This window comes from Tenacibaculum aiptasiae (assembly GCF_008806755.1).
GTDB classification, from domain to species: Bacteria; Bacteroidota; Bacteroidia; order Flavobacteriales; family Flavobacteriaceae; genus Polaribacter; species Polaribacter aiptasiae.
In genome coordinates this window covers 363,233-387,981 of sequence record NZ_WAAU01000003.1, presented here as the reverse complement: position 1 = coordinate 387,981, position 24,749 = coordinate 363,233, and the positions used below count along the sequence as shown (strand labels likewise).

Annotated in this window: 19 protein-coding genes; 7 read left to right on the top strand and 12 right to left on the bottom strand. The window is 30.4% G+C overall.

Translation table 11 applies throughout. From position 1 onward, the window contains the following. Positions 1 to 65: 65 nt before the first annotated feature. The gene (locus tag F7018_RS01845) at positions 66 to 851 is read left to right on the top strand and encodes an amidohydrolase (protein ID WP_150898269.1); all 786 of its coding nucleotides are present in this window, start codon (positions 66 to 68) and stop codon (positions 849 to 851) included. Between the two features lie 33 nt (positions 852 to 884). Here the strand turns inward: F7018_RS01845 and F7018_RS01840 are convergent, their stop codons facing one another. From F7018_RS01840 to F7018_RS01795, 10 genes are all read right to left on the bottom strand, one after another. Then, positions 885 to 1,865 carry an acyl-ACP desaturase gene (locus F7018_RS01840; RefSeq protein WP_150898268.1) on the bottom strand — a complete coding sequence of 327 codons (981 nt, stop codon included), beginning with the start codon at positions 1,863 to 1,865 and terminating at the stop codon, positions 885 to 887. 32 nt (positions 1,866 to 1,897) lie between these two features. After that, on the bottom strand, positions 1,898 to 2,626 hold the full coding sequence (locus F7018_RS01835) for a lysophospholipid acyltransferase family protein (RefSeq protein WP_150898267.1): 729 nt from the start codon (positions 2,624 to 2,626) through the stop codon (positions 1,898 to 1,900). A gap of 63 nt (positions 2,627 to 2,689) precedes the next feature. Then, positions 2,690 to 3,112: a hypothetical protein gene (locus F7018_RS01830; protein WP_150898471.1), complete on the bottom strand. Its 423-nt coding sequence runs from the start codon at positions 3,110 to 3,112 to the stop codon at positions 2,690 to 2,692. 145 nt (positions 3,113 to 3,257) lie between these two features. Further along, the gene (locus F7018_RS01825; protein WP_150898266.1) at positions 3,258 to 6,035 is read right to left on the bottom strand and encodes a TonB-dependent receptor; all 2,778 of its coding nucleotides are present in this window, start codon (positions 6,033 to 6,035) and stop codon (positions 3,258 to 3,260) included. A 136-nt stretch (positions 6,036 to 6,171) separates the two neighbouring features. After that, complete coding sequence (gene pgi / locus F7018_RS01820) at positions 6,172 to 7,740, bottom strand: glucose-6-phosphate isomerase (RefSeq protein WP_150898265.1); 1,569 nt, start codon at positions 7,738 to 7,740, stop codon at positions 6,172 to 6,174. A gap of 7 nt (positions 7,741 to 7,747) precedes the next feature. Beyond that, on the bottom strand, positions 7,748 to 9,061 hold the full coding sequence (locus F7018_RS01815; RefSeq protein ID WP_150898264.1) for a peptidoglycan DD-metalloendopeptidase family protein: 1,314 nt from the start codon (positions 9,059 to 9,061) through the stop codon (positions 7,748 to 7,750). 96 nt (positions 9,062 to 9,157) lie between these two features. Continuing rightward, positions 9,158 to 9,934: a DUF3108 domain-containing protein gene (locus F7018_RS01810; RefSeq protein WP_150898263.1), complete on the bottom strand. Its 777-nt coding sequence runs from the start codon at positions 9,932 to 9,934 to the stop codon at positions 9,158 to 9,160. A 97-nt stretch (positions 9,935 to 10,031) separates the two neighbouring features. Then, positions 10,032 to 10,949, bottom strand: coding sequence for a tryptophan 2,3-dioxygenase family protein (locus F7018_RS01805; protein WP_150898262.1), 918 nt, complete (start codon positions 10,947 to 10,949; stop codon positions 10,032 to 10,034). A gap of 171 nt (positions 10,950 to 11,120) precedes the next feature. Then, the gene (hppD, locus tag F7018_RS01800; protein WP_150898261.1) at positions 11,121 to 12,281 is read right to left on the bottom strand and encodes a 4-hydroxyphenylpyruvate dioxygenase; all 1,161 of its coding nucleotides are present in this window, start codon (positions 12,279 to 12,281) and stop codon (positions 11,121 to 11,123) included. A 22-nt stretch (positions 12,282 to 12,303) separates the two neighbouring features. Beyond that, on the bottom strand, positions 12,304 to 13,461 hold the full coding sequence (locus F7018_RS01795) for a homogentisate 1,2-dioxygenase (RefSeq protein ID WP_150898260.1): 1,158 nt from the start codon (positions 13,459 to 13,461) through the stop codon (positions 12,304 to 12,306). Positions 13,462 to 13,790: 329 nt separating this feature from the next. On the opposite strand from F7018_RS01795, the gene F7018_RS01790 reads away from it, so the two are divergent. The 6 genes from F7018_RS01790 (at position 13,791) to F7018_RS01765 (ending at position 22,970) form a co-directional block, all read left to right on the top strand. Continuing rightward, positions 13,791 to 16,199: a TonB-dependent receptor gene (locus tag F7018_RS01790; RefSeq protein ID WP_150898259.1), complete on the top strand. Its 2,409-nt coding sequence runs from the start codon at positions 13,791 to 13,793 to the stop codon at positions 16,197 to 16,199. Positions 16,200 to 16,426: 227 nt separating this feature from the next. After that, a complete protein-coding gene (locus tag F7018_RS01785) occupies positions 16,427 to 19,135 on the top strand; it encodes a TonB-dependent receptor (RefSeq protein ID WP_150898258.1) in 2,709 nt (902 codons plus the stop codon). Positions 19,136 to 19,235: 100 nt separating this feature from the next. Next, positions 19,236 to 19,565, top strand: coding sequence for a hypothetical protein (locus F7018_RS01780; protein WP_150898257.1), 330 nt, complete (start codon positions 19,236 to 19,238; stop codon positions 19,563 to 19,565). 1 nt (position 19,566) lies between these two features. Then, on the top strand, positions 19,567 to 19,869 hold the full coding sequence (locus F7018_RS01775; protein WP_150898256.1) for a hypothetical protein: 303 nt from the start codon (positions 19,567 to 19,569) through the stop codon (positions 19,867 to 19,869). Beyond that, a complete protein-coding gene (locus F7018_RS01770) occupies positions 19,869 to 21,938 on the top strand; it encodes a PepSY-associated TM helix domain-containing protein (RefSeq protein WP_150898255.1) in 2,070 nt (689 codons plus the stop codon). The genes F7018_RS01775 and F7018_RS01770 overlap by 1 nt, the downstream gene beginning before the upstream one ends. 63 nt (positions 21,939 to 22,001) lie before the next feature. Then, positions 22,002 to 22,970, top strand: coding sequence for a helix-turn-helix domain-containing protein (locus F7018_RS01765; protein ID WP_150898254.1), 969 nt, complete (start codon positions 22,002 to 22,004; stop codon positions 22,968 to 22,970). 1 nt (position 22,971) lies between these two features. Here the strand turns inward: F7018_RS01765 and F7018_RS01760 are convergent, their stop codons facing one another. Together F7018_RS01760 and F7018_RS01755 are read right to left on the bottom strand one after the other, a co-directional pair. Then, positions 22,972 to 23,802: a crotonase/enoyl-CoA hydratase family protein gene (locus F7018_RS01760; protein WP_246175023.1), complete on the bottom strand. Its 831-nt coding sequence runs from the start codon at positions 23,800 to 23,802 to the stop codon at positions 22,972 to 22,974. 24 nt (positions 23,803 to 23,826) lie between these two features. After that, positions 23,827 to 24,747 (bottom strand): sterol desaturase family protein, encoded by a 921-nt coding sequence (locus F7018_RS01755; protein ID WP_217701345.1) that lies wholly within the window; start codon positions 24,745 to 24,747, stop codon positions 23,827 to 23,829. Positions 24,748 to 24,749 lie beyond the last annotated feature (2 nt).

Here is a 24,749-nt window from a genome sequence, read left to right as displayed (position 1 = left end):
TTTAGTATAAGCAAAGTACAATTTTTATCTTATTTTTGAGATGATAATACTTTCAATTTTTAGCAATGAATTCATCCAATAAACTTAAAATTGCTCTTATACAAGCTGATCTTGTATGGGAAAATCCAACTGAAAACAGAAATCACTTTCAAAAGAAAATTATAGCTATTTCTGATGCTATCGATTTAATTATTCTTCCTGAAATGTTTACTACTGGTTTTTCTATGACGCCAGAAAATATTGCTGAAACTATGGAAGGAAATACAGTGAATTGGATGCTTAAATTAGCTAAAGAGAAAAACTGTGCTATTACTGGAAGTATTATTATTACTGAAAACAATAATTATTATAATAGATTACTTTTTGTTCATCCTTCGGGAAAAATAGAGTCTTACGATAAAAAGCATACGTTTACATTAGCTGGTGAACATGAAGTATATACTGCTGGAAAAACTAAAAATATTATTGATTATAAAGGATGGAAAATATGTCCTTTAATTTGTTATGATTTACGCTTTCCTGTATGGGCTAGGAATACTGAAAACTATGATTTATTATTATATGTAGCCAGCTGGCCTAAACCTCGTATTGAGGCATGGGATTCTTTACTAAAAGCTCGTGCTATTGAAAATATGAGTTATACTATTGGTGTAAATAGAGTAGGGGTTGATGCTAACAACTATGAATATAATGGTAACTCTGTTGCTTATGATATGCTAGGAAACTGTATGGATAAAAAGAATAATAACGAAGAAGTTTCTATAATAATTGAACTAGATAAAGAATCTCAACTTAAAGTTAGAAATAGATTTCGCTTTTTAGAAGATCAAGACAATTTTATATTTCAATAAAAAAAGCAACCTTTAAAAGGTTGCTTTTTTGTTTTAAGCTGGTATCATCCACTTAAAATTAAATTTGGTATCTGGAACTACTATACGTTCTGTAATTCGATACATTCTATCTGGCAACTTCATTAAGTAATCTCTTGCTTTTTCAGCCTCTGGAGTTAAACCAGTGATTTTATCAATCTCCCAAGCTTTGTTTAACTTCCTTAAAATGTCAACATAATCAAAACCTGTGTATACACCTATTCTTTGAGCTACTGTAGAGAAATCATCAAATAAACTTCCTTTTTCTCCAAAAGACTCTCTTAAATGCATTGCAGGCATTACTATTTTGTGTTTCATCATGTGTTGAAAAGCTAACATCATTTCACTCGGATCTATTTTAAATATTTCCTTCACAAAATCTGTATAAGCAATGTGATGACGCATTTCATCTCCTGCTATAATTTTAGACATTTTCGCTAAAGCTTTATGTCCTTTTTTCTTAGCTATCTTAGCCACATTATTATGCGAAATATATGTTGCTAATTCTTGGAAACTTGTATACACAAAGTTTTTATATGGATCAGTAGCAGTTCCAATATCAAAACCATCAGCAATTAAATGCTGTGTAGAAATCTCTACTTCACGCATATTTACTCTCCCAGAAAGATATAAATACTTGTTTAATACATCTCCATGACGATTTTCTTCTGCTGTCCAAGCACGAACCCATTTTGCCCAACCATTATCTGGTTGCTGTGTTACTCCATCTAAATCTAATAACCAAGATTCATATGTTGGTAAAGCTTCTTCTGTGATTGTGTCTCCAACCAAAACTACCCAAAAATCATCATCAAGCTCTTTTGAAAGCTCTTGAATTTCTTTTACTTCTTCAATAAAAGAATCTTTTTGAGAATTTGGTAAAAAATCTGTTGGTTGCCAGATTTTTTCAATTGGGATTAAGAATTTGTCTACAAAACTGTCAATATTTTTTTCCAGCGTTTGCATTACTTCCTTTCGAATGTTTTGTAATGACATAATTATATTTAATTTTAATTTTTATAAGGGGATTATTCAATTGACTCTTTGATGGTGGTTTCTACATTTGTTATCAACTCATCAAACGGTAAACTATCAATTTTTATTGGTTGGTGTGTTTTAATTTTTATGGGACTTCCTAATCCTAATGGAAATTTACCATACTTAAACACTTTCCATGAATTGTTAATTGTTAGTGGTACAATATACGCTTCAGGATTATATTTTGTAATCATTTTAAGTCCATTAACTGAAAATGATTTAGGCTTTCCTGTTCTACTTCTTGTTCCTTCTGGAAATATAGCTGCAGACCATTTATTTTTATTAATTCTTTTTGAAAACCCTGCTAATTCTGTTAAAGCTTGTCTAGAATCTTTTCGATCAATTAAAGCTGCTCCTCCATGTTTTAAATTGAAAGAGATACTTGGAATTCCTTTTCCTAGTTCTTTTTTGGATACGAATTTTGGATAGTGTTTTCTAAAATACCAAATAATTGGCGGAATATCAAATGTACTTTGATGATTTGCAACAAAAATTAGTGTTGTGTTCTCTGGCAAATCATGTTTGTTTTCAACTTTTACTCTAATTCCTAAGATTAGAAGTGATTTAATTAAAAACCAATTCATTATATCTACTACATTTTGATGTCCCTTTTGACCAAACAATTTTAACCCAATCCACTGTAAAGGGTGGAATATTAATAGTAAAGAAAAAAACACCAATGCAAATATTGATGATAATATATAGCTTAAGAATTTCATTATTTTATTTTTAATAATCTGCAAAAATAAAAAATCCCGCGAAAGCGGGACTATATATCTGTGTTAAAACCAATTATTCCATGGAATTCTCGATAGCACTATTACTAATGCTAATCCATAAAAAATTGCAAAAGTTTTAAATTTTGCTTCACTCTTAACTTGCTTTTTATGTTTTGACCAACCAATTGTTATCAATACAATTGCAATAAGCATCATTATTGGATGCTCTAAAGCCAACAAACGTGCTCCAGAATCTTTCATAACCTCTCCTCCGTTACTTTTTAAGGCCTTATACCAAGGAGACATAAAATACCACCCTAAACCTATTAATAATTGAATGTGAGCCGTTATTAAAGTAAATAAACCTAAACGGAATTCTTTATGAGTAAATTCTTTTTTTTGCACTAAACCGATTATTGCATTTATAACTGTGTAAATTAATACAGCTAATACTATATATGCCCAATAAGAATGTATTGTTTTCATCATGTCTTCACTTAATTTATAGAGTGATGCAACTAATAATTACATCAAAATTTGTTAGTTTTTGTTGCTTGCAAAGTTACTGTTTTTTATGCATAAAAAAACCACCTCAATTGAGGTGGTTTTAAATTTTATTCTTTGTTAAGAATTAGAATTTATAGTTGATTCCTAAATTCCAAGTTCTACCTAAACCAAAGTATACTCTATTTCTTGTGTTGATACCTCTCCAAGTAGTATCACCAGGATTAGCAGCTCTGTTTGTTTCAGATTCAGAAATATAAAGCTCATCAGTTAAGTTACTAACATTAAAACGTAAACCTACTGAACTATTGTTTTTAAACATATACTTATAAGATACTCCAGCATCAATTAAAGAATACCCTGGTAACTCTAATGTTTTTGTATCTGGTGTAGAAAAACCTGCAGCATCAACATTAGCATATAAATTACCTACATAAAATTGGCTTATATCAAATTTAAGGTCTTCAGTTACATTATAATCAAATCCTATTCTGAAAGTAGTTTGAGGTGCATCTCCTACTTTTTTATCTTTTAAATATAATGTTTTTGTTTCTTGTACTCCACCAACTATAATTGGATCGTTATTTTGATCAAAGAAAGTAGCTGTTACATCAGATCCATATTCGTAGTTACCAATAGATCCCATTAAATTAACTTTTAAAGCTCCAAATTTAGCTGTCGCATCAATTTCAATTCCTGTGTGAATTTGTTCAATTCCTTGTAAATTCGCTGTACCTCTAACTTCTTGTGGTGTTCCAAAGTTAAATGTTGTAGAAGATCTTAAGAATCTATCTTTCCAAGAAGTTCTATATAAGTTAACATTTACATTATAGTTTTCATGTCTGAAACCATAACCTAATTCTAATCCTAAGATTTTTTCGTTAGTTAAACCTGTATTAACATCATTATTAGTGAAGTTAGGGAAAACAGCATCGAAAGTAGGTTGTTTTAAATAATAACCTCCATTAACAAAAACATTATGTTTTTCATTAATATTCCAGTTTAAACCTCCTTTAATATTTCCTCCTAATAAATTCTCCCAATCAGAAGTTTGGTTTGGATCAGAATCTAAATAGTTAAAGTAATCAACTCTTTGGAATCCTTGATTTGAAATAGCTCCTTGAATAAAAGCAGAAATATCATCTTTCTTATATTCTAATTGAGTAAATACTCCTACCCAATTAACTTTACCTTCGTTATAATAATCAATTTTTTGCTCATCATCAACGCTCTTAAAAACATTCCAAATATTTCCAATAGACGCCTCATTTGTTTGAGTAATAACTGTACCAGGCGCATTAATGTTATCATTATCAATATATGCATCAGCTCCTAATAAGTCTACTAATCTTCTATAGTGAATTCCTTTATAAGTTCTTAAATCAACACCTACATCAAAAGTTAATTCATCTGACAACTGAGTGTTAAAATTAGAAATTAATCCAAACCAGTTATGTGAATTTACAGATGATCTTTGAGAAATACCATTTTCAGATCCTCTTGTCCAAGCATTATCTGCTGGAAAATATTGCCCTCTATTATTGTTACCGTTGATGTATTGACCATTTATAGATGCTGGTCCTCCAGCTCCTCCAGAATACACATCTCTAGTTCCTAAATCAGGAACATTTTGTCCTGAATTATATGCTATTATATCATCGAAACGATATAAACCATTTTGATCTCTTAATTGGAAAAATTGCTTCCCATCAATTCTACCTATAGCTCCTACAGAACCACCTCTACCTAAAGAAGCATATAATACAGATGATAATTTAGAATTGTCATTTATACTCCAATCCCAGTTTAAAGAAGCAACTGGCTTATGGTAAAAATTACCTCCAAAAGTTTCTTCTTTACCGTTTCTATATCCCCAGTCTGAATTATATTTTCTATTAGGATCAGTTCCATTTCCATATCTAATATAATCAGCTAAAGATGGTGCAAAACCACGACCATTATGTCTCTGTGGTGCTCCAGTAATAGTAAACTGGAAATCATGATTATCATTTTTATATCCTAAAGCTACATAGTAACTATACCCTTCAAAGCTAGTTCCATCTACATAACCATCTCCATTTGTTCTTCCAAATAAAGCAGAAACAGACATTCCATTTTCTAACACTCCTGTATTGTATGAAACTGTAGTTTTTAAACGATTATCATTTCCTACTCCTACATAAACTCTACCACCTTCTTTCTTATCAGAAGATCTTGTTAATACATTAATAGTTCCTCCTACTGATGAAATAGCTAATTTAGAAGATCCTAAACCTCTTTGAACTTGAATTGCAGAAGTAACATCTGATAAACCTGCCCAGTTAGACCAGTATACCCATCCATTTTCCATATCATTCACTGGCATACCATTAATCATAACGGCAGTATTAGATTGATCAAATCCACGGATGTTAATTCTAGAATCTCCAAAACCACCTCCTTGTTTAGTTGCATAAACTGATGGTGTAGCGTTTAATATTTCAGGAAATTCTTTCGAACCTAATTTTTCTTGAATTTCTTCTGCTTTAATAGTAGATACAGCCACTGGAGTTTCTCTATCTTTAGCAACATCAATTACTCCTGTTACGATTACTTCTCCTAAAATATTAGAAGGCTCTAACTCGATTGTTCCTAAATTAGTGCTTGCTGAAGAATAAGCTACTTCTTTATTATTGTATCCTACGAAAGATACAACTACTGCTCCAGAATTTGATTTTACGTTTAATATAAACTTTCCATCAAAATCTGTCGCTGCTCCATTTGTAGTCCCTTTAACTACAACGCTAGCTCCTGGTAATGGCTCACCCATTTCGTCAACCACCGTACCAGTAAGTTTAGTTTGTCCTAAAATTGTAGCCGTTGCAAAAAATAAAGCTACAAGTAAAACATTTTTAAATTTTCTCATTGTTTAATCTAATTGTTATTAAATGCGGAGGCAAAGGTCTTGCTTTTATACCTTGTTAATATTAACTTAATGTTAAGTTTTTTAACATTGGCTTAACAGTACCTGATAAACAAGAAGTTAAATTTTAATGTTTTTTTTAACTTTTTAGCATTTTTTTAGCAAGTTCTTTCCCTAATTCAACACCAAACTGATCAAAAGAGTAAATATTCCATACAATTCCTTGTGTAAATATTTTATGTTCATAAGTTGAAATTAACATCCCTAATGTCTTTGGAGTCAATTTTTTAAACAAAAGTGAGTTACTTGGTCTATTACCTTTAAATACTTTATAAGGAAGTAATTTGTTTATTTGGTCTAGTTTATTTTCAGTCTTTAATTCTAGATGAACTTCTTCTTTTGTCTTTCCATAAGCTAAAGCATCCATTTGTGCATAATAATTAGCCATTAACTTTTTATGGTGATCTGTTAAACCATATAATGATTCTTCATACCCAATAAAGTCAGTAGGAATTAATTTTGTTCCTTGATGAACTAATTGCATAAATGCATGTTGCATATTCGTTCCTGTACTTCCCCAAACGATTGTTCCTGTCTGGTAATTTACTTCTTCTCCATTTCTATCTACTCCTTTACCATTACTTTCCATAATAGCTTGTTGTAAATATGCTGGAAGTTTAGATAAGTATTGACTATACGGAAGTACTGCTTCTGTTTCACTTCCATAAAAATTATTATACCAAATACTTAACAATGCTAAAATTACAGGAATGTTTTTATCGAAATCAGCTGTTTTGAAATGGATATCCATTTCTTCAGCTCCATTCAACAGCTCTTTAAAGTTATCATAACCTACCGATAAACTTATTGATAAACCAACGGCTGACCATAATGAAAACCTTCCACCAACCCAATCCCACATTGGAAAAACATTTTTCTTATCTATACCAAAGCTATTTACTGCTTCTAAATTGGTAGATACCGCAACGAAATGTTTTGTGATATCAAAAACTGTAGCTGATTTCAAAAACCAATCTCTAATAGTATTTGCATTGGTTAATGTTTCTTGAGTTGTAAATGTTTTTGATACTATTACAAATAATGTAGTTTCAGGATCAAGATCTTTTAATACTTCTGAAACATGATCTCCATCTATATTAGAAACAAAATGTGTATTTAGTTTGTTCTTATAATATTGTAATGCTTCCACTACCATATCTGGACCAAGATCTGAACCTCCAATACCTATATTAACTACATCGGTAATAGACTTTCCTGTATATCCTTTCCACTTTCCTGAGATAACTTTATTACTAAAGCTTTTTATTTTTCTTAAAGCTGTTTGTACTTTAGGTTTTATATCCTTACCGTCTACAAGGACAGGTTCTTCAGAATTACTTCTTAAAGCTGTATGTAATACTGCTCTATTTTCTGTTTCATTTATTTTTTCTCCTGAAAAACATTTTTCTATTGCTTCTTCTAAGCCTACTTCTTTTGCTAGAGAAACCAATAAAGTAATTGTTTCTTCTGTTATATGGTTTTTTGAAAAATCTACTTCAAAATCATTATAACAAATAGAAAAATTTTTCTTTCTATTCTTATCCTTTAAAAATAACTCTTTTAAACTATTGTTTTTTGCTTCGTTAAAATGTTCTGTCAACTTTTTCCATGACTCTGTTTGAGTTGGATTTATGTTTGGTAAAGGCATAATTGATTTAGTGTTTTTCTATTACTTCTAATTTCTTAGCTAAAAGTGTATCTTTTTTTTCTTCAGCTATTTTAGGTTTCTTTTCTGGAAAAGGTATAGTATCCAGCTGTTTTTTTAATGGTTCTATAAACTTAAAAAAAGTTGGTTTTATTTTTGGATCTAATGGTTCTGCAGATGGTAGTTTTTGTCTAAAAGGATCGACTTGTCTTCCATATTTCCAAAAACGATAACATACATGTGGTCCGCTTGTATTTCCTGTCATTCCTACCCAACCTATAATATCTCCTTGTTTTACATAATCACCTACTCTTACATTTCTTCTTTTCATATGTAAGTATTGTGTTGAGTAAGTACTATTATGTTTTACTTTTACGTAGTTACCATTTCCTCCTCTTCTAGCAGATTCTACAACGGTTCCACTAGCCGTAGTCATAATAGGTGTTCCATATTTAGCTGCAAAATCGGTTCCTCTATGCGCTCTAATTCTATTACCATATAACTTAATACGTCTTCTTAAATTATATCTAGAAGAGATTCTATATTGAAATTTTATTGGCGATTTTAAAAAGGCACGTCTTAGCATATTTCCTTTTTCATCATAATATTCAGCAATATTTTTAATAGAATCTGCCACAAACTTATAAGCATGTAAATCTTCTCCTTTATGATTGAAAACGGCTGCTTTTATTTCTCCATATCCCACAAACGTAGTATCATTAATAAAACGTTCCTCATAAATTAATTTAAACTTGTCTCCTTTTTGTAATCTGTAAAAATCAAGAGTCCATGCATAAATATCGGCAACAGTATTTGTTAAAGTAGGTCTTAATCCTAAGCTATCCATAGTTACTGATAAGCTTGAATATATTTCTCCTGCTATTTCCTTTTCAACCGTTTTTACTTTTTTCTTAAATCTATATGCAGATATAATAGAGTCTTTAAAATCTACTATCATTGCATTTACCTTATCCTGTTTATAAATAAAAACCTGTGCTTTTGCTAATGAATCCTTAGATGTTAAAATGGTATATGCTTTTCCCGAGCGTATTCTCCTTACATCAAAAGTGTCTTTTATTTTTGTAGCAATTTGATTAATTTTTGGGTACATCACATGATGCCTGTCTAATATAATGCCAAAACTCTCTCCATTTTTTATGGTATCATTGACAATATCATAGTCGTCTAAATTATACCCAAATACATAAACAGGCTTAGGTTTTTCAATTTTAACAACTGGTTCTACAGGAGCTTTCTTTTCCTCTTTACATGAGATAAAAAATAAAAATACAAGACTAAGAAAAGGGAGGATGTGCTTTTTCAAAAAAGTTGTTTTAAAATTGAGTTTGTGCGCAAAAGTACAAATAAAAACTTTTGCTTTTAACACTTTAACAATATCTAAACATCTTATAACTCCTTATTAATCAACTATAATTTCAAATGGATTTGCTAAGCCTTTATATGCTTCTAATTCAGCACGAAGTGAGCCTACAGATAATGAGGCTTTCATTTTTATTGGAATCTTATTGTCATCGGCAGTAATCCAAACAGTTACACTTTCTTGAGCTTTAAAAACTCTTCCTGCTTGCACCAAAGGTCTAAACTTTTGAGTTTTTACCTTACCAAATTTTGTTTTTAAAGTTTCAAATCCTAAAAAACGTAATTTAAAAGGATAGGATTTATCGTCCATAAACATATCTACTTTTATCTCTTCCCCTTTTTTCATTTTTTGGGTATCGTGACTTCTTAAAAAGTAAAAAGTAGAAATCATATCTTGAGGTCCATTTATAGATATAATACTATCTTTTTGTTTTAGAAAATCCTGTACATATGCTGTATTATTTTTATGATTAAATGTTATTTGACGATGTTTTTTATAACCACCTTCATCTATTTTTCTTTTAAACAAATATGGTTTTCCTGTATTCTTATCAAAATACGACTGGTAATTATCATCTACTTTAAAAAACCATTTAATCATCCCTGTAGTCCATCCTTTTCCTGTAGCATGTAACACCTTTTTACCATTCAGGTTTTCTTCCTTTAATGATAATGTAGCGTTACCAGCTTTTAAAAAACCGCTATAACTCATTCTAAACTTTAACCACTCACCGTCTTTAAATGCTGTTATTTTTTCTTGACTAAAACTTTGTATAGCAAAAAACAATATGGAAATAAAAAGTATCTTTTTCTTCATGACATTCAAACTTATGAAAAATGATAGACAATTACCATTCCAAAATAAAAAAAGAGATTAAAACTAACCTCTTTTTAAACTTATTATAATGTTAAAACTAAAATGTCCCCCAGTTTTTCACCTCTTCTTCGCTCCATAAATATGGAAAGAAAATTCTTCGCTGATATTTTGGGTGTAAATATTTTCTCCAATTACTTCCACCTGTTGCTTCAAGTGCTGTATCATCTCCACCTAAGTATTTCCCAGCAGCATTATAATGTGCCATTACCCATTTTACATTAACTGTATAATCATAATGACGCATCGCTTCTATTAATTCTTTATTCTTTTGAACTTCATCAGGTAATTGCTTAAACTTTTTTGAAAGGTTACAATCATTATAATCTTCCATAAAATCAATAAACTCACCCATATATTTCTTTTCAAATAACTTCAACAAGGTTGTTTTCTGTCCTGTTGAATAATTCTTACCTGCTGCTTGCCAATACAAATGATCGTAAGCATTCTTAAATGAAGAATCTCTATCAATCGTATCTCTAAAACGGGCATCAATTAAGTTGATTAACTCTGTTGATGCAAATTCTATTTTTCTATACTGCGCACTTTGGAAACCACTTGCTGGTGTTAATGTATTTCTAAATTTCAAATATTGCTCCACATCCATTCCTTCTCCCATTACTGAAAAAGAACTACTTAAAACATCAAAATATCTACTAATTCTCATTAGATGCTTGGTGAATTTTTCTGCAGATATATCATTTGATTTTGCAACTTGATCTATTTCCCAAAGAATCATTTTGAACAACAATTCATTTACTTGATGATACATAATAAACACCATTTCATCTGGTTGTGTTGTTCTAGGAATTTGTAATCCTAAAAGTGCATCGGTTTGTATATAATCCCAATAGGTTATAGGTTTACTCCAAAGTAAGCCTTCTAACATTGCTTCTACTGGCACTCCTAATTCTTCGTATTTATTTTCTATTGACTTTAATATTTCTTCTTTACTCATTGTTTTGTTTATTAAAAATAGGTATAAAATTCACTTTCGATTATGTTAGTGAACTTTACGAGAAGGGAGATTTTATATTTAAATATCGATCCATTTTTTCAACTAAAAACCAAGAAACATAACATGTAAGTTTTGATTCTTGGTTTTTTGTTTTTAGTTAGACTTTTGTCTTTATAGTGTACCTCTTAATTGTTGTTCTCTTTCAATAGATTCAAACAATGCCTTGAAGTTTCCTGCTCCAAAACCACGAGCTCCCATTCGTTGAATTATTTCAAAGAATAAAGTTGGTCTATCTTCTACTGGTTTTGTGAAAATTTGTAATAAATATCCTTCTTCATCAGCATCTACCAATATTGATAACTTTTGTAACTCGGAAATATCTTCTTTCATAATTTCCATATGCTCTCCTAAACGCTCAGGAATCATATCGTAATATGATTGTGGTGGCGGTGGTAAAAATTCAACTCCGTTAGCTTTTAACTGAGATACTGTTTTAATTATATCATCAGTAGCTACAGCGATATGCTGAACTCCTTCTCCTTCGTAGAAATCTAAATACTCTTCAATTTGAGAACGCTTTGCTGCTTTTGCTGGCTCGTTGATTGGAAACTTAATTCTTCCGTTTCCGTTAGACATCACCTTACTCATTAAAGCTGAATACTCTGTATGTATTTGCTTATCATCAAACGATAAAAAGTTTACAAATCCCATTACATCTTCATACCATTTTACCCATTTATCCATTTGATTCCATCCTACATTTCCAACCATGTGGTCAATATACTTCAACCCTGCACTTGGTGGACTGTAATCTGTTTTCCACTCTTGGAATCCTGGTAAAAACACTCCATTGTAGTTTTTACGCTCTACAAACATGTGAACTGTTTCCCCATAAGTGTAAATACCTGCACGAACTACCTCTCCTTGTTCATCAGTTTCAACAGTCGGCTCCATATATGATTTTGCTCCTCTTGAAGTTGTTTCTTCCCAAGCTTTACGAGCATCTTCTACCCATAATGCTACAACTTTTACACCGTCTCCATGCTTTACGATATGATCGTTAATTGGTGATTTACTATTTAATGGTGTTGTTAAAACTAATTTAATTTTGTCTTGTGTTAACACATAGCTTACAGAATCTGTTGATCCTGTTTCTAATCCTTTGTATGCATATGATTGAAAACCAAATGCTGTTTTATAAAAGTGAGCAGATTGTTTTGCATTACCTACATAAAACTCTACATAATCTGTTCCTAAAAGTGGTAAGAAGTCTTGTGCTCCTTCAAATATTTTTTCTAAACCGTAGTTTACTGATTTTATCTCTTTACTCATGATGTTGTTTTGTTAGTTATTGTTATTCCAACCAAGACTTATAATAATCTTCGTCTGCAATCTTCATCGCCTCTTCTGTTACTTGTAATGGTTTAAAAGTATCTACCATTACAGCCAATTCTTCTGTTACTGTTTCTCCTATACTTCTTTCCGTAGCTCCTGGGTGTGGTCCATGAGGAATTCCTGCTGGATGTAATGAAATATGTCCTGCATCGATATCGTTTCTACTCATAAAATCACCATCTACATAATATAATACCTCATCGGAGTCTATATTACTATGATTGTATGGAGCTGGAATTGCATTCGGATGATAATCGTATAATCTTGGTACAAAACTGCAAATTACAAATGCGTTTGTTTCAAATGTTTGATGCACTGGTGGCGGTTGGTGAATACGACCAGTAATTGGTTCAAAATCGTGAATTGAAAACGCATACGGAAAATTATATCCATCATAACCTACTACATCAAAAGGATGTGAAGCGTATACCATTTCTATAATTTCCCCTTGTTTTTTTACTTTAATTAAGAAATCTCCTAATTCATTATAGGTCTCTAATTCTTCAGGCCTTCTTAAATCACGTTCACAAAATGGTGAATGCTCTAATAATTGACCAAACCAGTTTCTATAACGTTTAGGTGTATATACTGGAGAGTAAGACTCTACTATAAAAAGTCTATTATTCTCATCATCAAAATCTAACTTATAAATTATTCCTCTAGGAATTACTAGATAATCTCCGTATTTAAAATCGATATTACCTAACATTGTACGTAATTTTCCAGATCCTTTATGAATGAAAATTACCTCATCTGCATCGGTGTTTTTATAAAAATAGTCTTTTGTTGAATGCTTTGGTGCTGATAATATGATATTACAATCTGAGTTTGTTAAAACTACTTTTCTACTCTCTAAATAATCGTTTTCAGGTGGTACTTGAAACCCTCTAAAACGGTATGATTGTATATTATTAGCTTTCGCTATTTTTGGCGCAACAGAATATTGTTTACGAATTTCTTTAACCATAGTAGGTCTGTGCTCATGATAACTATTGGTTGACATACCGTCGAAACCAATGGTACCAAAAAGCTGTTCGTAATACAAGCTTCCATCTTCTTTACGAAATTGTGTGTGTCGTTTTGGTGGGATTTTCCCTAATTTATGATAAAATGGCATAACCTTATATTTTTAATGATTTTATACAGTGTCCCTCATAAGAAACACTACTCTTTTCTATTAATCGTTAATATTTATAAGATTATTATTCTGGATTACGTTTTATCATAAATTTTAAATGCGCTAAAAGACCTTCCCAATGCATTTTCATTAGTTTTTGTTGTGTGTTTACAAATATACCAAATTTAAAAACACATTATATCTTCTTAGAATTCAAAAAAGTATTGAAATTTATTTAAAATTAATCTAAATAAAGTTTGTTGTTAATTTTTTCATAAATATATTTGTGCCGTTTTTCTAATTATATTAAATAAATCTAAATAAAAACAATGAAAACAATTATAACAACCATGCTATTTTTAATAGCTGTGGTAAGTTCGTTTGCTCAAAACAGTGCTATTAGCGGTAGGGTCGTTGATAACAACAATGAGCCAATAGTAGGTGTAAACCTTACTATAAAAAACTCAACAATCGGTACACAAACCGATATAGATGGAAACTTTACTCTTAATGGAGTTAAGCAAGGAGAACAGATATTGGTTGCTTCTTTTATAGGTTTTAAAACCAAAAACATTACTATTTCTGTTCCTTCTAATAATCTTGACATTACCTTGTTTGAAGGAAATGAAATATTACAAGAAGTAATTATAGATACTGATAGAAAAAATAAATTTTCTCGTAAAAAATCTGCTTATGTAGCAAAATTACCTTTAAAAAATATTGAAAACTCTCAAGTTTACAGTACTGTTACGAATCAATTATTAATCTCACAATCTGTTACTAGTTTTGAAGATGCATTAAAAAACACTACTGGTGTTGAGAAATTATGGTCATCTACAGGTAGAAGTGGAGACGGTGCAGGATACTACTCAATTCGTGGTTTTTCTGTTCAACCTAAATTAGTAAACGGTGTTCCTGGTATTACTAACGGTTTTATTAATCCTGATAATGTAGAAAGAATTGAAGTTATAAAAGGACCTTCTGCTACTTTATTTGGTAGTACTGTTACTTCTTATGGTGGATTAATTAATATAGTTACTAAAAAACCTTATAAAGGTACTGGTGGAAACATTACTGTTGGTGCAGGTTCTTTTGGTTTTAAAAAGTTAACTCTTGATGTAAACACTAACGTAGAAGACAACGAAGACATTTCATTAAGATTAAATGCTGGTTATCAAACTGAAGATAGTTTTCAAGATGCTGGATTTAGAAAAGCTTTATTCTTAGCTCCTGCTATTTCTTATAAAGTTAACAACAGATTAACTTTAAACTTTAACTACGAATTATCTTCAACAGATCAGACTAACCAAACTTTCTTATTTTTAAACAGAGGAGCCCCTCTAACATTTAAAAATTTAGCAGAGTTAAATTATGATAGAAATAAATCATTGACTAGTGATGATGTTTCTATTAAAAACCCAACTCAGAATTATAGAGGTGAAATTGCCTATAAAATTTCTGATAATTGGTCTTCTCAAACAATAGTTGCTGGGGGTAATGCAAAGTCGCAAGGATATTACACGTATTTATACAATCTGCAAGCTAATTTATTTGGACTATATGCTCAAAATACTGATGCTGAAACTAACACATTAGCTTTACAACAAAACTTTACAGGTGATATTAAAATAGGAAGTGTAAGAAATAGAATTTTAGCAGGTGTTGATTATTTAGAATCACAAACTATTGATCAAAGCTCTGGTTTCAGAGGTATACATGTAGTTACTCCTCAAGGTCAAGTTACTCCAGTTCCTCCTGCTTTTGGTTTTGCAAACTTACCAATAAACAAAGCTAATATTGATGCTGTCTTAGCTAATGTACCAAGATCTAACTCTGACCTTAACCAAAATGTTTTAAGTGGATATATTTCTGACGTAGCTAATATATTACCAGAGTTATCTATAATGGCTGGAGTTCGTTATGACAGATTTGAATATAAAGGTGATGCCAATGATTCTAGCGACGATGACAAAGCATACACTAAATCAACTTTCTCACCAAAGTTTGGAGTAGTATACCAACCTATCTTAAACAAATTATCTGTTTTTGCTAATTATCAAAATGGATTTAGTTATGTAAACCCAGAAAGAGTTCCTATCGATTTAACTAATCCAGCTGCAGGGACTAGAATCCAGTCATACGATTTAGAACAAGCTAACCAATTAGAGTTTGGTGTGAAATCAAACTTATTCAACAACAAGCTTGAAGCTACTCTTAGTTACTATGACATTACTGTAAAAGATAAGGTTATGGGATTTGGAGCAAACAAGCAGCAAGATGGTACTATCAATAGTAAAGGTTTTGAGTTAGAATTAAATGCAAATCCAATTGAAGGGTTAAACTTAAGAGGAGGATTTAGTTATAACGATGCAAAAGTTACTAAATCTGCATCGAGACCTGATTTAATTGGAAGACGTTTAGCTGAAGCTGGTCCTGAAACTTCTTACAACTTTTGGGCTGATTATAAATTCTTAGATGGTGTAGCCAAAAACTTTGGTTTAGGTCTAGGTTTCAATGGAGCTAGTGATTATAACACAATGGTTGGTTATCCAACTGCTGGTGATTTTATACTTCCTTCTTACACTATTTTCAATGCATCTATTTACTATGAGAATGATACCTTTAGAGCAAGTATAAAAGCTAATAACATAACAGATAAAGAATATTATAAAGGGTGGAGTACTGTAACTCCGCAAGCACCAAGAGCTTTCTTAGGTACTTTTACTTATAAATTTTAAGTTTGTTTATCTATCTCACAGAGATTATTCAATTTTAATTAATGAAAAACCTGGTTTTAAATCAGGTTTTTTGCTTTTAACAACATTCGATAACAAATCATATATTCTTAAAAGTCAAAAAAATAAGCCCTTTAATTTAAAATTAATCTAAATAAAGTTTGTTGTTAAATTTTTGTGAAATATCTTTGCGTCTGTTTTTCTAAATTAATTAAATCTAAATAAAAACTATGAAAACAATAATGACAACCGTGCTATTATTTTTAGCTACGGTAGTTTCAGTAGCTCAGAATTCTATTTCTGGTACTGTAGTTGACAATAACAACGAATCTATAGTAGGTGTTAACGTCATAATTCAGGGGACAGACAAAGGGGTACAAACTGACATGGATGGAAAGTTTGAAATTAAAAATGTTCCTTCTGGTAATTTTAAATTAGTAATTTCTTTTATTGGTTTTAAAACTAAAGTAATTGATGCAACTGCTTCAAATAATTTAACAGTAACTTTATATGAAGGAAATGAATTATTACAAGAAGTAGAGGTAACTTCAAGAAACAATAAGTTTTCTCGTAAGAAAACAGCCTATGTTTCTAAATTACCTTTAAAAGACTTAGAAAACTCTCAAGTTTACTCTACTATCACTTCTGAATTATTAGAATCGCAAATTATAACTAATGTTGAAGATGCCTTAGTAAATTCAACAGGTATTAGTAAATTATGGGAAGCAACGGGAAGAGCTCCTGGTGAAGGAACTGGTTATTTTGCTGTACGTGGTTTTGCAACTCAATCACAGTTAGTTGATGGTATGCCTGGTTTTACTTTAAGTGCACTTGACCCTTCCTATATTGAAAGAATTGAGGTTGTAAAAGGACCTTCGGCAACTTTATTTGGTAGTACAGCTACTTCTTTAGGTGGATTAATTAATATTGTTACTAAAAAACCTTACAAAGGATTAGGTGGTAGCGTATCTTTTACTGCTGGTTCTTTTGGACTTAACAGACTTTCTTTAGACTACAATACTCCTTTATCTACAGATGAAAGAACGTACTTTAGATTAAACGCAACAAACTTATCTCAAGATAGTTTTCAGGATGCTGGATTTAAAGATTCTTTCTTTGTAGCTCCATCTATTATTCATAAAGTAAACAATCGATTAAACATATCTTTTGGGCTTGAGTTTGCAAAAACTTCACAAACAAACCCTTCTATGTTATTTGTTAACAGATTAGGTCAAGGAAGATTAACAGCTATGTTAGCTCCATTTGGAATTACTCCAACTGTGCCTACTAATGTTGCTGAATTAAATGTAAATCCTAAAAAATCTTTTACATCAAACGATGTTGCTTTAAACAGTTTGAACTTTAACACAAGAACTATTGTAGATTATAAAATTTCTAACGAGTGGAGTTCTCAAACAATTTTTGCAAGTAGCTATGCAAGAACTAAAGGATTTTATCAATACAATATTGATGGTGGTGCTGCTGCAATTTTACAATTAGCTCCTCTATTATCAGATCCAAGATTGGCTCCTGTGAACCCAATTATATCGCCAATCATTACTCCTATGCTTATTGAATCTGGTACTTTATTAGCTTCACCTTCTTTTACAAGAATTTTTGATAAGCGTAACGCTAATGCAACTAACTACAACATTCAACAAAACTTTATTGGTGATTTTAAAATTGGTGATTTAAGAAATCGTTTTGTAGGTGGTTTAGATTTTGTAAGTAGATCTCAACATTCTAGAAATCAAAATGGAAATCCAACACTAACTTCAACTCCAGGTTTTGCACAATTATTAGGATTCTTTAATAATCCACAAGCGTTTGTACCGTTTCCTTTAGATCCAGCTGTGGTTGGTGCATTACAAGCAACAGGACAACAAGTTGGAGGAGGTTTTAACGCATTACCATATTTCGACGCGTTTTTAGATGCACAAGGAAATGTAAAAACATCTACATTTACACCTAATGCTGTATACTCACCTACAAAAGCAAGTTTAGAAAATATTTTTAGTAACGTTCCTGTTAATGACTTTAGAACAAATTCTAAGACCTATGCTGCTTACATTTCAAATGTATTAAATGTTACTCCTGAATTAACTGTAAATTTAGGATTACGTGTAGATCACTTTGACCAAGATGGTAATACAGCTACTACTGCTGATGATTATACTAAAACTACTTTTTCTCCAAAAGCTGGAGTAGTATATCAAGTAATCCCTAATGAATTATCTATTTTTGGTAACTATCAAACTGGTTTTGTAAATAAAGACCCTGTTATTACTCAAACTGGCATACAAAACTTTAAACCAATAAAAGCAAATCAATTTGAAGGAGGAGTAAAAACTAATTTATTCAATAATAAGTTAAACTTAGGTGCTTCTTATTATCACATCATAGCTAATAATGTTACTACAACTGATCCAACTGCTTTCTTAACAACAAATCAAATAGATCTTAAAGAGGTTGTAAGTAAAGGAATCGAATTAGAAGCAAATTCAAGTCCTATTACTGGATTAAACTTAAGAGCTTCTTATGCTTATAACGATAGCAAAGTTGCAGATGCTAATAGTGTATTTGCTAATAGAAATGTAGCTGAACTTTTAAACAGAAGACCTGAAGAAGCTGGTCCAAAAACTACTTATAACTTTTGGGCAGATTATAAATTCCAACATGGAAAATTCTTAAAAAACATTGGTTTAGGAGCTGGATTTAATGGAGCTTCAGAGCATTTAACAATTAACAATGCTATTTCTGGAACTTTTACATTACCAAGCTATACCGTATTTAATGCTGGTGCATATTATGATACTGATAAATTTAGAGTTGCGTTAAAAGTAAATAACTTAACAAACGAAACTTATTACAAAGGATGGAGTACTGTTAATGCACAAGCTCCAAGAGCTTTCTTAGGTACTGTAACTTATAAATTTTAAAACTAAACACTTTGTGTAGTATAAATTAATCTATTTAAATAAATGCTTCAAAACTCTTGGTCATTTTATGGCTGAGGGTTTTGTAATTAAAAAATAAATAATGATAAGTATTTTAATAGCCATACTATTTTTAGGCTGCTACCTATTTTACAATACTTCACAAAAAACAACTATTGTTTCAAATAGTTATATAGAAGAAAGGATACGTAGCAACAAGCAATTATCAAAAATTGGAGGTGGAAGTTTTTTCTTAATTACATTGATAATAGCAGCTGTTCATTTTGGACTATTTTCTGGCATTCTTTTTTGGCTAGTAGCTTTAACAATGATAATGAGTTTATTAATTGTTATAGCTCCACTAAAGCTTGTAAACTATAAAACTTTAGTTGCTCTTCTTTTTGTTCTCTTATTAATCGAATTCATTTTTTAATATGCCTGCAAATCCAAAACATCTAACATCTTCTCCTTGGCAACAATTTGCAAAAATATCTTCTGGTATTCTTGGAGGGTATATTGTTACTGCTTTATTTCATATGTGTTTGGCTCTATGGCTACCGAACTCAAGAGAAGTTTTAATAACCTCTATTTATACACATTTTATAATTTGGTGTGTATTACTCATTGTTCCTTTCCTATTTAAAAATGGATGGAAAGCATGGGGACTATATCTTCTTATATCGATAGTTCTTTATGTGATTTATTATTATGGTAATCAACAAAACCCTTTTGTATAATGAGTAAAAGAAACTACAATGTATTTTTTAATACACATACAGTAAGTGGTATTGTTATTAGCGTAGCTTTATACGTTATCTTTTTTGCTGGAGCTTTTGCTTTATTTAAAGATGAAATTGAAATATGGGAAAACGGAAAGCATTCTAAAAATATAGCTAGAGAAAAAATAGACTACGATTTTTTATTAAACAAACTTTCTGAAAACCATCATTTAACTAGTAGAGATATTCGTTTTTATTTAGGTCATAAAGACGATAATATTTATGTATTAACTACTCCTGCTAAGGATACTGTAAACATTCCTGAAGAAGCAAAATATCAAAGCTATGAATCGATAAATATTCACACTGGTGAAACTGCTACTTACACCGAAAAATATGGATTAGGTGAGTTTTTATATCGCTTGCACTTCTTAACACAAATACCTGTAATAGGTGTTTATTTGGCTGGTTTTATTTCATTATTCTTTTTGTTTGCTATTGTAACCGGAGTTATAGTACATTGGAAAAAAATTGTTTCAAACTTTTATCAATTCAACCCAAAAAATGCTTTAAAGCGAGTTTGGACAGATGCACATACTGCATTAGGTGTAATTGGCTTGCCTTTTCAATTTATGTATGCCGTTACTGGTGCTTATTTCTGTTTAAGTATTTTGGTTTTAATTCCTGCTAACTTTTTATACAATGGAAATCAAGATAAATTGATGGAAGATTTACGTCCTGATCGAAAAGTATATGAATGGGTTCAAAAAACCGATAGGCAGCTTCCTAGTGTTAATGATTTTGTTGAAAAGAATACTAATCGCTGGGATAATTTTAATCCTGAATATTTGCTTATAAAAAATTATGGAGGCACAAATATGAAATATGTTCTTTTAGGAGCCTTAGATTCTAAAGAACGTCTTCTAAGTTCTGGAAATGTTATTTATGATTTTGAGACTGGAAAAACTACTGTTGATAGAGACCCTAATGAAGCTAGATATACTGACGACATTCAATTGTCAATGGGACGCTTGCATTTTGGTAATTTTGGTGGTGTTACTGTTAAGATCATCTATTTCATATTAGCATTAATTACTTGTTTTGTAATTATAACTGGAGTATTAATCTGGATTGAAGCTCGTAATAAAAAGAGTATGACTTTACGTCAACGATTATATACAGCAAAAGTTGGGCATATTTATATGGCTATTTGCCTTTCTTTATTTCCAGTAATTGCTTTATTCTTTTTAATAGTTAAAATACTTCCTCAAGAATATTTAACTCAAAAGATGTCAATCTTAAACAACTGGTTTTTTATTGTTTGGCTCATCTGTATTCTATTCTTCAGATTTAAACGCAATAACTATTTCACTAATAAAGTAACCTTACTAACTGGTGCTATTTTAGGATTCTTAGTTCCTATTGCTAGCGGAATTAAATCAAACAATTGGATTTGGAATACTTATAAAAACAACCAATTTGACATTTTAACCATTGATTTATTATGGATAATTCTATCTGCTACAGCACTATTTATATACTTTAAAATAAAGCCATCTATACAAGAGCAAAGTGCTTTTAACAAACATAAAATTGACTACAAAAACATTAAGACTTTAAAATTAGAAGAGAAAAATAAATTACAACAAACAAAACCAAAAATTATGGAAAACACGACTATACAACAAGGTTCTTTATCTCTAAGAACAAAAATTATTATTCTATGGATCTTTTTAGCTATTGGCTGGATTGTTCATCATATGTATGGATTATTCAACATTTACTATAATGAAACTTTAATAATGAAAGATGCTACTGGTGAAGCTCCTCTGATTCATCATATATACCGAATTTTATTTGAAGGTATGTGTTTATTATTTGCTTTATTGTCTATAGAAATTTCTAAAAAATGGTTCAAAATTGCCTCTATTGTTTGGGCTAGCATTGCTGCTATCTATAACATTTATCACTTTTTTGAAGCTATTATGCATGAATCAAGTAATGTTTCAGAAATCTTTATGCTTACACTAGTTGCAATAGCAAGTACTCTTTTAGTTATTAATATTAATAAATGGATTAAAAGTTAGATAAAGGCTTATTAATTATAATTATTTATAGGCCTATTATCTATTTCCTTTTGTCCCCCGTTTATGGAAATTCTAATAGCCAACAACCAAACATCGCAGTTAAAAAAAATACTGCAACTTCAATCTAAAAGTATAGACTGTGGTATTAAAACTTCAGTCTATACTATTAATCCTGTATATGGCGAAGGTTTTATTATAAGCTACTTTTTTGACGGCTTATTAATCAATATTATCAGCGCTAAATTTAAAGAGGACTTTTTATTTATATCTAAACACAACTTAAGTGCTTTAGAACTCTCTGTTTTAATGGAAGGTGAAAAAATTATTCGCTCTTCAAACTTTAAAAGTGATTTGATTCTTGAAAAAAATGAAAGCTATCTTTTATACGACGATTGTGAAAGTAAAAAGATAATTTTTTATAAAGACAAACCTCTCAAAGAAGTAAAAATTAGGATGTATGATGACTTCATTAAAAAGCATCAAATGCAAGTTCTTTTATCAAACGATAAAACACTTAGTTTAAAAAAATCTAATCGAAATTTTGCACATCAGCTAACTTCAAAAATGGAAGAAGTTGTTTCTGAAATACTTTCAAATTCTCAAAAAGGATTACTAAAAAGGATTTTTTTAGAATCTAAAACATTAGAATTATTACATCTTCAGTTAAATTTTCAAGCGAAGAAAACCTATAATTCAGATAATATTTTAAAGAAAATATACAGAGTAGAAACCATACTTCAAACCAATCTACACAAACAAATATCTATTGAGCAACTAGCTCGTATGGTGTTATTAAATCAGAATGTTTTAAAAAATGAATTTAAGAAGTTGTTTGGTGAAACTATTTTTAATTACACTAAAAAGTTAAGAATGAGTAAGGCTAAAAACTTTCTAATCCATACTCAAAAACCTATTTATGAAATAGCAGACATGGTAGGATATAAAAATCCTACCCATTTTACTGCTGCTTTTAAAAAGTTTGAGAAAATAACTCCCAAACAATTTCGTAAAAACCATGTTTATATTCCTTAAACTAGGATTTACATTCATGCTTTAATTTTCTTAACTGAGCGTTAATCATAAGTTCCATTCTACGTAAACTTTCACTTTCTAAACTCATACAAGCATCTACCCACATATTTGTAATATCTCCTAGTTCATTTTTTTGCAAAGGAAAAACTCTTTTAATGCATTTATAATGGTTGTATTTAAAACTAAAACTCGATTTATTTAAATAATTAACTACAGCTTCAATTCCTGATTCATTTGTAAAAATATTGTCTACCAGCCCCATTTCTTCAACTTCTTTTGCTTTGTATACATTTCCTGTATTTAAAACTTCTAGAGCCGTTTTTATATTTAATTTTCTACATAAAAAACTATAGGCTCCCATCCCTGGAAAGAGATGAAACTTATTTTCTGGTAAGCAAAACTTTGCTGATTCATGAGATAATATAATGTCATGCGCCATTGCACATTCAAATCCTCCTCCATAAGCATTTCCTTCAACCAAAGCAATGCTTAAAACAGGCAAATCAAACGTATTATAAATGTTATAAATAGCATCTATACACAAATTAGCATACTCTTCTAAGGCTGTTTTATTATGAGATTTTATATTTTTTAAAAAGTAAGGTAAATCGCCTCCCATATTATATACCTCATCATGAGTTGATGCAGACACAATGTATTTTAAGGGGTATCCATTGTCTGAAAACATCATTTTTAAGTCTTTCTTCAACTCATTAAACTCTCTCAATATACCGATTGAAAAATTAGGAACTCCTTCTGACTTGATACTCCAAAGCACAAGCTCATGCTCTGGATAATAGTTTACTTTAAAATTTTCATATTGTTTTATCATTGTCCTATTTTTTTAAGATGTATTCTAAGACACATCTGTTTTACATCTATTTAACCAAGCCTCATCTCTATAAGCTTTGGCTTTTTTCCCACCATCAATATGATTCCAACCTGGTGGCATAAAAATGTATTTTACTTTATCTGAAAAAGTTGGTGCTTTTTTAACGTCATTCCATAACTCTTTCCACATTAAAAATTGCACATCTGAAAAACTCTCACTATTCAAAGTATCGTGCATAATTCCATAAGAAATTTTCTCATTATCTAACTCTTTCTGAAATGTTTTGAAAATGCGATCCCAAATACTAAATGTTTCTCCATAATTTCTATCTAAATAAATATGGTTTTTAGCATGGTGAACCCTATGAACTGAAGGTGTTATTAATATTTTATCTAACCATTTTTGTTTTCCTATAACTTTTTCATTTACATGCGTTAAAGTTGCATACAAACGTGCAATAGGCTCAATGATGAATATCATTAATGGATGAAACCCTAAAATAGGTAACCATATAAAATTAAAAGGAGTAAAAAACACATCGAATATGGAACCTCTAGCAACTACAGTTAAATTCATATCTTCCGCTGTATGATGCACTCCATGAATACACCATAAAACACGAACTTTGTGTCCTAAAAAATGAATAAAAAAAACTGTGAAATCATATAATAAATAAGCTATAATCCATACATACCATTGAAAACCTAGATCAAACAACCTATGTTCGTATAACAAAAACATTGTACCAACAATGAATACTTTAGATAATAAAAAGTAAGGAATACTTTGTACTATATATGATAATATACTAACCACTCCTTCTTTTTTTCTTTCAACATAATTAGTTAAAATAAGGATTCCCCATTCTACTAACATAAGTGCAAGTACTATTACACTCATATGCTCTAACTGCCCTACTATTTTTTCTATAGATGATAAATCCATTT

Bases quoted from the DNA above. Each gene is read 5' to 3' on its own strand.
- F7018_RS01845 (WP_150898269.1), top strand. From the start codon at position 66: ATGAATTCATCCAATAAACTTAAAATTGCTCTTATACAAGCTGATCTT.
- F7018_RS01840 (WP_150898268.1), bottom strand. From the start codon at position 1,865: ATGTCATTACAAAACATTCGAAAGGAAGTAATGCAAACGCTGGAAAAA.
- F7018_RS01835 (WP_150898267.1), bottom strand. From the start codon at position 2,626: ATGAAATTCTTAAGCTATATATTATCATCAATATTTGCATTGGTGTTT.
- F7018_RS01830 (WP_150898471.1), bottom strand. From the start codon at position 3,112: ATGAAAACAATACATTCTTATTGGGCATATATAGTATTAGCTGTATTA.
- F7018_RS01825 (WP_150898266.1), bottom strand. From the start codon at position 6,035: ATGAGAAAATTTAAAAATGTTTTACTTGTAGCTTTATTTTTTGCAACG.
- pgi (WP_150898265.1), bottom strand. From the start codon at position 7,740: ATGCCTTTACCAAACATAAATCCAACTCAAACAGAGTCATGGAAAAAG.
- F7018_RS01810 (WP_150898263.1), bottom strand. From the start codon at position 9,934: ATGAAGAAAAAGATACTTTTTATTTCCATATTGTTTTTTGCTATACAA.
- F7018_RS01805 (WP_150898262.1), bottom strand. From the start codon at position 10,949: ATGAGTAAAGAAGAAATATTAAAGTCAATAGAAAATAAATACGAAGAA.
- hppD (WP_150898261.1), bottom strand. From the start codon at position 12,281: ATGAGTAAAGAGATAAAATCAGTAAACTACGGTTTAGAAAAAATATTT.
- F7018_RS01795 (WP_150898260.1), bottom strand. From the start codon at position 13,461: ATGCCATTTTATCATAAATTAGGGAAAATCCCACCAAAACGACACACA.
- F7018_RS01790 (WP_150898259.1), top strand. From the start codon at position 13,791: ATGAAAACAATTATAACAACCATGCTATTTTTAATAGCTGTGGTAAGT.
- F7018_RS01785 (WP_150898258.1), top strand. From the start codon at position 16,427: ATGAAAACAATAATGACAACCGTGCTATTATTTTTAGCTACGGTAGTT.
- F7018_RS01780 (WP_150898257.1), top strand. From the start codon at position 19,236: ATGATAAGTATTTTAATAGCCATACTATTTTTAGGCTGCTACCTATTT.
- F7018_RS01775 (WP_150898256.1), top strand. From the start codon at position 19,567: ATGCCTGCAAATCCAAAACATCTAACATCTTCTCCTTGGCAACAATTT.
- F7018_RS01770 (WP_150898255.1), top strand. From the start codon at position 19,869: ATGAGTAAAAGAAACTACAATGTATTTTTTAATACACATACAGTAAGT.
- F7018_RS01765 (WP_150898254.1), top strand. From the start codon at position 22,002: ATGGAAATTCTAATAGCCAACAACCAAACATCGCAGTTAAAAAAAATA.
- F7018_RS01760 (WP_246175023.1), bottom strand. From the start codon at position 23,802: ATGATAAAACAATATGAAAATTTTAAAGTAAACTATTATCCAGAGCAT.
- F7018_RS01755 (WP_217701345.1), bottom strand. From the start codon at position 24,747: ATGGATTTATCATCTATAGAAAAAATAGTAGGGCAGTTAGAGCATATG.